Below are 12,228 nucleotides of genomic sequence, written 5' to 3' on the forward strand. Positions count from 1 at the left end.
CTTGGTGGAACGAACGCCGTGGTCCTCCCGTTGGTCGGAGAGAAAGATGGCTCGCGACCAACGGGAGCGCCAACCGAAGGGGTATACAGGTCACGAAGTGACCGCCGCCCGCGCAGGGCGCCCGTCCGGCAGGACACAGCTTCGATCTAATGAAAGGACGGGCCAGTCCGTAACTTCGGATACCAGGTCAGCTGTACCGCAGTCGAAGTATCCTGCTGCAGTCCCGGCTTGTAGACCGGCGCCTTCCAGCCCTCATACTGCACCCATGCGTTCAGCTCCACATCTTTTCCCAGCCGCTTCACAATGCTCGCCTTGAACTGGTTCTGCGTCGTCCCGCCGGGGATAAAGTTCGCGGGCGTCTTCTTGTTCAGATACTCCAGCTGAATCCACTCATTGCCCGAGAAGTGATAGGTCAACCACGCCTGCCCGCCCTTGGCCTCGCGCCCGATCCAGTCCCCCATGATGAACCCGTTATTCGTATAGCCCTGCTTCTGGATCGTCTCCCAATAAGCAAGCTGTCCTGAGTGGGCCACCGAGACGCCCGGGTCCGTGGATACCGCCTCCACCCTGAAATCCAGACCTTTGACTCCCGGAATCTGCGAGAGATACAGCCCCGTCCTATACGACGCACGGCGAGGCGCGCTGATCGGTGTCACATCGTCATGCGAGATCGAGTCCACAACGAAGGTGACATATTTGCGAAGCAAAGGAAGACGGTATGAGGCTTCAAAGTCGCTGAACCTTGCCCCGGGATCGTCTCGTCCTGCCTTCTCTGCCGCGGTCGTATCGTTCGGGTCGAAGAAGCCTTTCAGAAACGTGTGCAGCGTCACCGGCGAATGCCCCTTTCCTCCAAAGATGATCGTTCGCTCAAATCCGAACTCAAAGTTCTCCGTAGGCCGGAATGCGAACTTCTCCGCATGGACCCAGGGGTCTCGCGGAACGTTGTGACCCTTCAGGTCGCCGTAGAAAAAGTCATAACGCAGCGGACCTAATAGCTTTGACACGAAGGGAATATACAGCGGTTCCACCCGGTTGATGCGAAACGAGTAGATATTCTCTGCGTTGTTGGACCATGCCAGCGAGCCGCCTGCCCCCGGTCCCAGCCATGCATCGCTCTTGCCGCCGGAGACCTCGTGGCCCAGCACGTGCACCGAGGCGTATGCCTCAACCAGCCGAAACGGATTCTGGTCCGGGATCGGCCCCAGCGGAATCGTGGCCTGAGGCCCCGGATACGGAATGATCAGGTCGACCGTAGACAAAAGCTGCGCCAGATCGAGAGAGTACCCATCAGCCGAGGGGGCATGCTGATACTCACCGCGGATATACAGCGAAAACGGCCCCCACTCTCCCAGCCCCGAAGCCCCCACAATGCTGTTGAAGCCGCTCTGGTAGGGACGTCCATAGTCGTTACTGATCGTCTGGCCAAGATGGTAGCTGTCCCGCAGAATCGGTCCGCTGATCCCCAGCAGGCGCGTATAGGAGGAGTCCAACCCATAGACAACGCCGCGCTCAATCAGCCCGCCGTCAGGATCCTCCTCGCTGATCTCGTTCTCCAGCTTTGCGAGAATGGACTGCGCCTCTTCGTTGCCGCTGTTGACGATGTCCCCCTGGGAGTCCTGCAGCATATGCAGGATGCTGCGGCGCGTATAAGGCCGCATCCCGAGAAACATCGTGTTGACGAAGCCCATCGAGTAGAGCCGCGTGATCGCCGGATAGACCCAGCTATCGTCCGGAATGTAGGTCGATCCCAGCCGGTCCGGCGGTGGCTTCAGATCGTCAGGAGCATAGCCGGGATAACCGATAAACGGTCTCTCCTTGCTCGTCTGCTCTGGCGGGACGACCGGCTGGGCGGTCTGCGTAGGAGGAGGCAGCGAGGGGTTTGCCACAGGAGGAGTTGCAGAGGGTGTCGGCTGCGAAGGAACTGGCGCAGGCGCTGGCGATTGTTGCGGCGCCGCATAAGGCGCAATGCCATTCGTGGTTCCGTCTGGAGCTGGAACTGGAGCTGGAGCCGGAGCAGAGCCCGAGGCTGGTGGGGGAGCGGGAGGGGGCGTTGGCGTCTGCGCGATCGCTGTCGATGCGGCACATAAACTCAGTGCCGCAAAACAAAGAGAAACTTTGGTCCGCACTTACACCTCAATCTGGAGCTTTGAAACGCCGATACCAGTGTAACTGCCGACAGCGTCCAGTCCGAAGTTACCAACTGATAACGGGGGGAAGTCCCTGTTCAGTAGATGAAATACAGTTCAGCAGAGGAAATACAGTGGCAACAATATATCTGGCTCACCCTTGTTTACTTGGAATTTGCGATAACCCAGCCGTAGATCGTCTCGAGATCTGTTGTTCGTTGGCGTGTTAGTTCTTCAAGGCAAGCTGAATAGGCCGGGCCTGACGCAGTTCCACCGTTGTAGAGATTACTCTCTGCCGTACAGGTCGCGTCTCGAAACTGTATCCAAAGACGTTGCGCCACTTTTAGCCGTTGCAGGTCATCCGCTTGCAGCACCTTCGATATCTGACTGTATCTCTGATTCAGTCCGACATCAGCGGCTTTGTACGCTTTATCGAAGCAGTTTTCCATGGCTACGGTCACCACAACGTTCCGGCAGGGTGCGCTTGCGGAGTTCATGTGCTGGGCTCTGGCGATGGTGCCGGAACAAATGAAGGTTGCGAGCAAGAGCAGCCAACAACGGACAGGAGGGATCATGGCCCACAATAACAGAACCCTCAGTGTGCCTCTTCGGTACTGAGCGTGAAAATAACGTGGTGAGTGAAGTATGTTGCTGCCGATTCAGTTCAGTAGAGGAAGTGCCGTTCAGTGCATGAAATACGCCTTGCGAAGCCGCTCTCCGGCCCTCTTCAGCCACGCCCAAGTGCAGACCTTGCGCCCCAGCAGAAACCCCTGCATCTGCATCAGCGGGTCCTGCGCAGCTTCTCCCCGCACGCCCTCCACCCGATATCCTTTGCATTCAATCAGAACCGGACCCCCGCCGCCCCGGATCCTGCCCAGCGACTCCTGGGTCACGCGATACAAAGCCACCGCATCGTTCACGTCCACCGGCATCCCCGGCATCCCCCACCTGCGAACCTTCGCGCTCAGTTGGGGCACACCAGGTTTATCTTTGCCCTTGCATGGTAAGACCACAAAGATCATCGGCAGATCCAACTTCGCAGCGGACTCGATAATCTCCCGCCACACCTTCTTGTCCAGCTCCGAGTGGCCAACATAGGCGGCCACCACGCTCCCCCGCTTCAGCGTCTTGAACGAAAGCGCCGCACCCATCGCCATTCGCAGCCGGTCGCCCACATCGTCCACCCAAGGCAAAACCCGCGCCAGAGCACCCTCCCGGGCCAGCTTCGCTCCGTCGATCTTTCCTTCGTGAAACCCCGCCACTCGCCCCAACAGGGAGTCGATCTGCGTCTTCGACTGTGCGCCCGTGATCAGATCCATCACCACGCCAGGCTGCGAGTCGCTCACCAGATCGCCCGGCAGCAGCTCCAGCGCCGTGCTCACCCGGCAAGCCTCCTCCCCGCGCGTAGAACCCAGCCGTCGCCGCGCCTTCATGCCCCTCTGCAACCCGGAAATGTGCTCGTCCAAAGCTCTCGCGTCGGCCATCACGCTATACATCTGCAGCAACTTCTTATTCGGCACCAGTGGATTTTCGTACAGCCCCGCGTCGCTCAACCAACCCTCCGTAACACTTCAAGTTACAAAACGAGAGGGTTCCCACAAGGAACCCTCATCGCCATCAAAGCCCGTCAAAAATTACTAGGCACGCGCCGGATCAACCGCTTCCACATCCAGCCCAAGCTCAACCAACGCCTTCTGCGCCGCCTTCGGTTTAAACTTGCCATCGCGAGCCAGCTTGGACAGCGTAGCGCCAACGATCGCCTCGGCGCTCACTTCAAAGTGCCTCCGCAGATGCTCGCGGTTGTCGCTCCGTCCGAAGCCGTCGGTTCCCAGCGTCACCAGACGCGAAGGCAGCCACGGTGAAAGCAGATCCGGCACCGACTTCATATAGTCGCTTGTAGCAATAATCGGCCCAGCCGAGCTGCCAAGCGCCTCGAGCACATACGGAACCCTCTCCTTCTCCGCCGGATGCAGCCTGTTCCACCGCTCCACCGCCAACGCATCCCGCCGAAGCTCCGTATAGCTGGTCACGCTCCAGACATCGGCATGCACGTTGTACTTCGAAGCCAGAATCTCCTGCGCCCGCAGCACCTCGTTCAAAATCGGCCCGCTGCCAAACAACTGCACCGTCGCCTCGCCGCTCGCAGGCTTCAGCTTGTACATCCCGCGCAGAATGCCCTCGGCCGAACCCTCCGGCATCGCAGGCATCGCATAGTCCTCGTTGTACATCGTGATGTAGTAGAAGCAGTCCTCGCCCTTCTCATACATCCGCCGAATCCCATCCTGAATCACCACTGCCAGCTCATACACAAATGCCGGATCATAGGTAACGCAAGTCGGCACAGTGCTCGCCAGCACGATGCTGTGGCCATCCTGATGCTGCAATCCTTCACCCAGCATCGTCGTGCGCCCAGCCGTGCCGCCCATCAAAAAGCCCTTGCCGCGCGAGTCCGCAAACGCCCACACCATATCCCCGATGCGCTGGAATCCAAACATCGAGTAGTACATATAGAAGGGAATCGCCGGCACCTTGTAGTTCACATAAGCCGTGCCCGCCGCGGTAAACGAGGCCATCGACCCCGCCTCCGTAATCCCTTCCTCGAGAATCTGTCCATCCTTATCCTCGCGGTAGTACAGCAGCATATCCGCATCATGCGGGCTGTACTTCTGGCCCTCCGGCGCATAGATCCCTACCTGTCGAATCGCCGATTCCAGCCCAAACGTCCTGCCTTCATCCGGCACAATAGGCACAATCAACTTCCCAATCGCCGGGTCCTTCATCAGGTGCCGCAGTATGCTCACAAACCCCATCGTCGTCGACACAGCGCGTTTATTCGACCCCGCCGTCCACTCGCCGAAGTACTCCAGCCCCGGAGCCTTGAACTCAGTCTTCGGCACCTCACGCGTCGGCAGATATCCGCCCAGCTCCCTGCGCCGCTCCTGCATGTAAACAATCTCGGGAGAGTCCTGCGCCGGCCGATACGGTGTACCCGACTTCGCCGCCTCCTCCGGAATCGGAATCTCAAACCGCTTCACAAACGCCGCCAGCCCCTCATCGGCCAGCTTCTTCTCGGAGTGTGTCGCATTCCGGGCCTGCGCCGAACCCAGCCCATAACCCTTCACCGTCTTCGCCAGAATTACCGTCGGGCCGCCCTTGTGCTCCACCGCCCGCTTATACGCGTTATAGATCTTGGTCCGGTCATGCCCCCCGCGATGCAGCATCGCAAGCTGGTGATCGGTCATATCCTTCACCAGCTCCAGCAGCTCCGGATACTTCCCAAAGAAGTGCTCCCGCAGATAAGCCCCATCCTTCGCCTTGAACCTCTGGAAGTCCCCATCCACGCACTCTTCCATCCGTCGCAGAAGCAGCCCGGTATGGTCGCGCTCAAACAGCGCATCCCAGTCCGAACCCCAGATCACCTTGATCACATTCCATCCAGCCCCGCGGAAGACACCCTCCAGCTCGTCGATGATCCGCTTGTTCCCGCGCACCGGGCCGTCAAGCCTTTGTAAGTTGCAGTTGACGACGAAGATCAAATTATCCAGCTTCTCCCGCGCCGCCACCGAGATCGCCCCCAGGCTATCGACCTCATCCGTCTCGCCATCGCCCACAAACGCCCACACCTTGCGCTCAGTCGGCTCAATCAGCTTGCGGTTCTCCAGATACCGCATAAACCGCGCCTGGTAGATCGCATTCAGCGGCCCAATCCCCATCGACACCGTCGGGAAATTCCAGAAGTTCGGCATCAGCCACGGATGCGGATACGAGCTCAGCCCCGGTGTCTCTCTCAGCTCATGCCGAAAGTTCTTCAGCCGATCGTCGTCCAGGCGCCCTTCGAGATAAGCCCGCGCATACACCCCCGGCGAAGCATGCCCCTGGAAGTAGACAAAGTCTCCCGGCTGCTCCTGCCCACTGGCCGTGTACTTCGCATGGAAGAAGTGATTGAAGCCAACCTCAAGCAGCGTAGCCAGCGACGAGTAGGTCGAGATATGCCCACCGATCCCTGCGTCTTTCTTGTTCTGGCCATGCACCATCGCCATCGCGTTCCAGCGAATCAGGCTCTCGACCCGGCGCTCCAGCGCTCTGTCGCCCGGATACGCAATCTCGTCATGCTTCGGAATAGTGTTGCGATAGGGAGTTGTCAGCTCGCTCGGCGTTGGAACTCCGGCCTCGTGGGCGCGCTTTCGGAGAGCCTCAAGCAGCTCGGATCCCTGCTCCCAGTCTGCGGCGACGACGTCGTCAAACGCCTCGATCCACTCGGAGACTTCTGCGGTAAAGTCCTGCTTGGCGGCTTCTTGCAGTTTCGTTGTCATAGGTCTTCCATGCTCCCACGCTTATAACGATATAAGGCTTGGGCTAAAACGTAAAACCTGTGTTCTGCCGGGCGGGCCTCCTGCGCGGAGGGCGGGCGTTCGCACGCCTTTTTAAAGCTTCGCGCGGTCCTCCCGTTGGTCGGAATCATCTTCCCTCGCGACCAACGGGAGCGCCAACCGAAGGGGTATACAAATCACGAAGTGACCGCCCTCGCGCAGGAGGCCCGTCCGGCAGGACAGCATCTCTAAGTCGAGTAATCCGCATTAATCCGCACATACTCTTCCGTCAGATCACAAGTCAGAAACCGGCACTCCGCCTCACCCAATCCCAGATCCATCGTGATCGTGTAATCCCGAGCCTGCATCTCCGCATGCGCCGCCGACTCCTGGAACGCAGCCGACCGCACTCCAAGCTCAAACACCGGCTGGCTCCCAATCGTGATATTCACCAGAGCCGGATCAAACACCACTCCACTGTATCCAGCCGCAGCCAGCAGCCGCCCCCAGTTCGGGTCCGCACTCGACCACGCCGTCTTGCACAACGGCGAATGAGCAATCGCCTTCGCCACCTGCTTCGCCTCAGCCTCAGTCCGCGCACCGGTAATGTGCAGCGTGACGACATGACCTACGCCCTCGCCGTCATCCACAATCTGGTACGCCAGCGACCCACACACCAGCTTCAGCGCATTCGCAAACGGCTCCTGCGTCCGTGCATCCAGCTTTACTCCACTCGCTCCGCTGGCCAGCAGCAACACCGTATCGTTAGTCGAAGTATCGCCATCGATCGAGATCGAATTGAAGCTCCGCTCAACCGCCGGCTCCAGCACCCCGCGCAGTTGTTCACTCTCCGCCGCAATATCGGTAAACAGATAAACCAGCATCGTCGCATGTGCCGGCCCCACCGGTGCACCCAGCTGCGGATGAATCATCCCCGCACCCTTCGCCACGCCAAAGATCCGTACCTCGACGCCATCGACATCGACCAAAGCTCGCGCCACCTTCATCTTCGTATCGGTCGTCATAATGGCACGCGCAAATGAGTCCGCATGCTCCGGCGTCGCACCCATCTCCTGCTCCAACTCAGGCAGCGCGGCCACTACCTTCTCGGAAGGGAACGGCACGCCAATAATCCCAGTTGAAGAAGGGAAGACCTCGTCGAAGATGCAGTGAAACCTCTCCGCCGCCGCGACACAGGTCTGCACGCAGGCGTCGACTCCAGGCTGCCCGGTCGCGCAGTTCGCATTCCCAGCATTCACCAGCACCACGCCCACGCGCCCGCCGGTCGAGGCCATATGCCGCCGCCCCACCGTCACCGGCGCCGCCACCACCTGGTTCTTCGTAAACATCGCCGCGCCGTTCGCACCTTTAGCCGCGACCGCAATCGCAACATCCGCGTTGCCGCTCGCCTTGATTCCCGCCTTCACCGCGCCCCAAACAAATCCCTGCGGCAACCCCTGCGACTTCACGATCTCGTCACTCTGCATACCCTTTACTCTACAATCTCCCTGCACCTGAACCTGTCATAACAACTACAGGGGGACCTTCAGAAGGAGATAGGCAGCGTGCGACCCTCCAGAGAACTCTGCCGCGCCATCTCGAGCAGCTTGATCGTCCGATAGCCGTCCTCCGGCTTCACGGCCAGCTCAGCCGTACCGTTGATCGCATCGCGAACATTGGCGTAGTAGAAGCGGTAGTCTCCCAGCTCGGTCCTCACCTTAGTCCGGGTCAGGGTGCCAGGATCATTCGGGTCGGGAGCGACCGTCAGCGTGCCCCAGTGCTCCTCGGCGTCGGCCAGCCACTCCCCCTCGCCCATGCGTGGCAGCTTCGCTCCACCCAGCAGCGCCGGCTCCTGCGGATCAAGACCAAACTTCTTGAAGCTCCCCCTAGTTCCATGCAGCAGGAACCTCGGCGCAGCGTCGCAGGCCAACATGCTCGACCGGCAGTGCGCCCGCATCTTCGGATACTCCAGCGTAATGTCGAACGCATCTTCGATATCGGTCGAGTCCCGATCCATCCGAACGCTCGCCGTGATCCCCTCCGGCGCGCCAAACAGCGTCAGCACCTGGTCCACAAGGTGAGGAGCAAGGTCGAACAGCAGACCATTACAGCCGCTCGCTCCCTCCTTCCACGTATTCTCGCGAGGCACCGGCCGGAACCGGTCGAAGTGCGACTCGTACGTCACCAGCCGCCCCACCGACTCGTTCTGCAAGATCTTCTTCACCGTCAAAAAGTCGCCATCCCAGCGCCGATTATGAAACGGAGCCAGCACTCGCCGCTGCTTCTGCCCAAGCTCCTTCAGCTCCAGCGTCTCTTCGCTGGTCGCAGCAAAGGGCTTGTCGACGACCACATGCTTGCCCGCCAGCAAAGCCTGCTTCGCCAGGTCGAAGTGAGTCTCGTTCGGTGTTCCCACCACCACAAGCTGCACCGCGGGATCGCTCAACGCCTCCTCAAACGACCGCAGAATCCGCGCCGAAGGGTAGGCCTTCGCAGCCTCGTCGCCCCTGCGCTGGACAATCGCCTCCAGCTTCAGCCCAGGAACAGCACTCACAAAAGGTGCGTGAAACACCTGCCCTGCCAACCCAAACCCGATTACCGCAACGCCAATCTCAGCAGCCATTCCCAACTCCTCGCAATCTCGCGCAACGCCGGATTGATCCGGGCGTTACGGTTCATAAACCTCATCCACTACAGCTCTGTTCTTTGTCACCAACTAAAGCAAAAAAGCAACAAAAATCTCTTCGCGCAAGCTGAAATCCCGAAACAAAGTTGATGAGAGTGTACCGAATGCATCTTTTGAAGATTTTCCGCAATCGAGTGCATCATTAACTCATACAAGTAGTTTGTGACAAAGCCAATAAGCTCCTGCCGTTATGGCGGCCTTGCCATAAACTAGTCCGTGAATCTAACAAGATGCAGGTTACGATTAACCGTATGAGCAAAAGCAAAACAGTGGGCGCTGCTCAGGCGTCAGTTCGTTATCTCGGGTTCTGCCTCTTTCTAGCCTGCAGTCTGCCGCATGCACAAGGGCAGGGCAGTCAGGCGGCGCAGACCCCAGCCAGCGGCCCCGGCACAGCCACCAATAGCTCTGCCGTAGCGAACGCACAGCAAAATCTGTACACCGCCTCCGGCCAGAACGGCGCCCAGCCAACACAGGACTCCTTCAAGGGCAGCGTGGTCACCGGCAAGGCGACCGAGGGGGTTCTCGACCTCTCGCTCGATGACGCCATCCAGCGCGGTCTGCGCCAGAACCTCGGCCTCATCCTGCAAACCTCATCCGTCAAGAACGCCGCCGGCCAGCGCCTCGAGGAGCTGCAGCCGCTCCTGCCCACCGTCACCGCATCGGCAAGCGTCGAGGTCGAGCAGGTCAACCTCGCCGCCTTCGGCCTGAAGTTTCCTGGCCTCCAGCCCATCATCGGCCCTTTTCAGGTGGTCGACTTCCGCGCCTACCTCACCCAGAACCTGGTCAACGTCTCAGCGCTCAAGAACTACCTCGCCGCGAAGCATAACTTCCAGGGCGCACGCCTCACCGCGGAGGATGCACGCGACCTCGTAGCCCTGACCGTAGGCAACGCCTATCTGCTGTGCATTGCAGACACCGCCCGCATCGAAGCGGTCACCGCGGAGTTGGCCACATCAAAGGTCTCGCTCGATCAGGCCGTAGCCGCACACGATGCCGGCACCAGCCCCAAGCTCGACGTCCTCCGCGCCCAGGTGGACTACCAGAACGAGGAGCAGACCCTGATCTCGGCGAAGAACAGCCTCGAAAAGGACAAGCTGGCCCTGGCGCGAACCATCGGGCTGCCCCTCGACCAGGTCTTCCGCCTCACCGACCTCGTCCCCTTTCAGGCGCTCGACAACGTCGATCCGCAGGCCGCATTTGTGCAGGCTCTCAAGACGCGGAAAGACCTGAAGGCCTACGCCGAACAGGTGAAGTCTGCCAGCGATGAAAAGACCTCGGCCTGGGCCTACCAGCTTCCCGTCGCCAGCTTCTCGGGAGACTACGGCGACATCGGCACCACGCCCGGCCACTCCCATGGAACCTTCACCGCAACCGGCTTGGTCAGCGCCCCCGTCCTTCAGATCGCCAAGACCAGGGGACAGGAGCAGGTCGCCGACGCCCAGTATGAACAGGCGCGTGCGAAGCTCTCCGACCAGGTCCAGCAGGTCAATCAGGATGTGCGCGACAGTCTGCTCGATATTCAGTCCGCGGCAAAGCTGGTCGAATCCACGCACTCGAATGTGGATCTCGCCAACGAGGCCCTCAGCGAGGCGCAGCAGCGCTTCCACGCCGGGGTTTCGGACAACCTGCCCGTCTCGCAGGCGCAGTCCCAGACCGAGCAGGCGAACGACCAATACATCAGTGCGCTCTACCAGCACAACGTCGCCAAGCTTGCCCTGGCCCGTGCCCTCGGCATAGCGCAGACCAACTACAAAGATTATCTCGGAGGAAAGTAAACTTGCCAGACCAAATAGATCAGCAGCAAGAAGGCCAGACCGCGCAGATCAGCGGCGCCAAGCAGAACCCAGGCGCGGATTCCCAGAAGCAGGAAGACGATGACGCTCCGGAGAAGAAATCCGGCCGTAAGTTCATCGTCATCGCGGTCATCATTCTTCTTGTCATTGGAGCCGGAATCTTCTATTGGCGCTCCACCTTCAGCGAGGACACTGACGACGCCCAGGTAGACGGCGATCTCTACCAGGTAAGCTCCCGCGTCACCGGTCAGGTCATCAAGGTCTACGTGGAAGACAATCAGCAGATCAAAGTAGGCGATCCTATCGCCGAGATCGACCCACGTGACTATCAGGTAGCCCTCGAGCAGGCACAGGCGAACCTCGCCAGCTCGCAGGCCGCTGCCATCCAGGCTACGGTTAACGTGCCCATCATAGGCGTCAATGTAAACACCAGCGTAAGCACCACCGGCTCCGATGTCACTGGCAGTACCGCGGCGGTCGAGCAGGCCCGTAAGCAGGCTCAGGCCGCAGAGGCCCGTGTCGTCGCAGCCAAGGCTACCGCGGTCAAATCGCACCTCGACGTAGAGCGCTACACGCCGCTGGTAGAAAAAGACGTCATCTCCAAGCAGCAGTATGATGCTGCCGTAGCTACCGATGCCGCCAACCAGGCCTCTGTCCTCGAGGCCGAAGCGACCGTCATTGGCCAGCAGGCTGCGGTCAATCAGGCGATCCAGAAGCTGGCCCAGTCGCGTTTTTCGGCCGCGCAATCGGTAAAAACGGGCCCCGATCAGGTGCGGGTCCAGCAAGCCAAGGCTAACTCCGCCCTCGCTGACGTCAAGCAGGCCCAGGCCAGGGTCGATCAGGCCCTGCTGAACCTCGGCTACACCCACATCACCGCTCCCACCACCGGTATCGTCAATAAAAAGAACGTTCAGGTGGGCGCAAATCTCAGCATCGGGCAAGACGTCCTGACCATCATCCCCCTGACCAACCTCTGGGTCACGGCGAACTTCAAAGAGACACAGCTCTCCAAGATGAAGCCCGGGCAGTCGGTCACCCTCAAGGTGGACGCTCTCGGAGGACGCAAGTTCCACGGCAAGGTGACGCAGATCGGCGGCGCTACCGGTTCCAGGCTCTCCCTCTTTCCCCCTGAAAACGCGACTGGAAACTACGTCAAGGTCGTCCAGCGAATTCCCGTCCGTGTCGATTTCACCAATCTGCAACAGGAAAACGGCGACTACGCCCTGCGTCCGGGCATGTCGGTTACGCCGGATGTAGAGGTCAAATAATCGAGGGGAAACCGACGCCGTCGCCACGGCATCTGAGAACTGACAGCA

Annotated in this window: 8 protein-coding genes; 2 read left to right on the plus strand and 6 right to left on the minus strand. The window is 60.0% G+C overall.

From position 1 onward, the window contains the following. Positions 1-146: 146 nt before the first annotated feature. From HDF09_RS00765 to HDF09_RS00790, 6 genes are all read right to left on the minus strand, one after another. The gene (locus HDF09_RS00765) at positions 147-2,126 is read right to left on the minus strand and encodes a capsule assembly Wzi family protein (RefSeq protein WP_311718282.1); all 1,980 of its coding nucleotides are present in this window, start codon (positions 2,124-2,126) and stop codon (positions 147-149) included. Positions 2,127-2,290: 164 nt separating this feature from the next. Further along, positions 2,291-2,701 (minus strand): lysozyme inhibitor LprI family protein, encoded by a 411-nt coding sequence (locus tag HDF09_RS21215; protein ID WP_406704242.1) that lies wholly within the window; start codon positions 2,699-2,701, stop codon positions 2,291-2,293. Positions 2,702-2,809: 108 nt separating this feature from the next. Further along, entirely contained in the window at positions 2,810-3,679 is an 870-nt protein-coding gene (locus HDF09_RS00775; RefSeq protein WP_183760326.1) for a thiamine pyrophosphate-dependent enzyme, read from the minus strand. Positions 3,680-3,763: 84 nt separating this feature from the next. Then, complete coding sequence (gene aceE, locus HDF09_RS00780) at positions 3,764-6,439, minus strand: pyruvate dehydrogenase (acetyl-transferring), homodimeric type (protein ID WP_183760328.1); 2,676 nt, start codon at positions 6,437-6,439, stop codon at positions 3,764-3,766. A 245-nt stretch (positions 6,440-6,684) separates the two neighbouring features. Next, positions 6,685-7,923: a bifunctional glutamate N-acetyltransferase/amino-acid acetyltransferase ArgJ gene (gene argJ / locus HDF09_RS00785; protein ID WP_183760331.1), complete on the minus strand. Its 1,239-nt coding sequence runs from the start codon at positions 7,921-7,923 to the stop codon at positions 6,685-6,687. A 59-nt stretch (positions 7,924-7,982) separates the two neighbouring features. Next, positions 7,983-9,056: a Gfo/Idh/MocA family oxidoreductase gene (locus tag HDF09_RS00790; protein WP_183760333.1), complete on the minus strand. Its 1,074-nt coding sequence runs from the start codon at positions 9,054-9,056 to the stop codon at positions 7,983-7,985. Positions 9,057-9,370: 314 nt separating this feature from the next. On the opposite strand from HDF09_RS00790, the gene HDF09_RS00795 reads away from it, so the two are divergent. After that, on the plus strand, positions 9,371-10,894 hold the full coding sequence (locus tag HDF09_RS00795) for a TolC family protein (RefSeq protein ID WP_183760335.1): 1,524 nt from the start codon (positions 9,371-9,373) through the stop codon (positions 10,892-10,894). A gap of 2 nt (positions 10,895-10,896) precedes the next feature. Next, on the plus strand, positions 10,897-12,180 hold the full coding sequence (locus tag HDF09_RS00800; RefSeq protein WP_183760337.1) for an HlyD family secretion protein: 1,284 nt from the start codon (positions 10,897-10,899) through the stop codon (positions 12,178-12,180). The last annotated feature ends 48 nt before the right edge of the window (positions 12,181-12,228 follow it).

Source organism: Edaphobacter lichenicola (assembly GCF_014201315.1).
GTDB lineage: Bacteria > Acidobacteriota > Terriglobia > Terriglobales > Acidobacteriaceae > Edaphobacter > Edaphobacter lichenicola_B.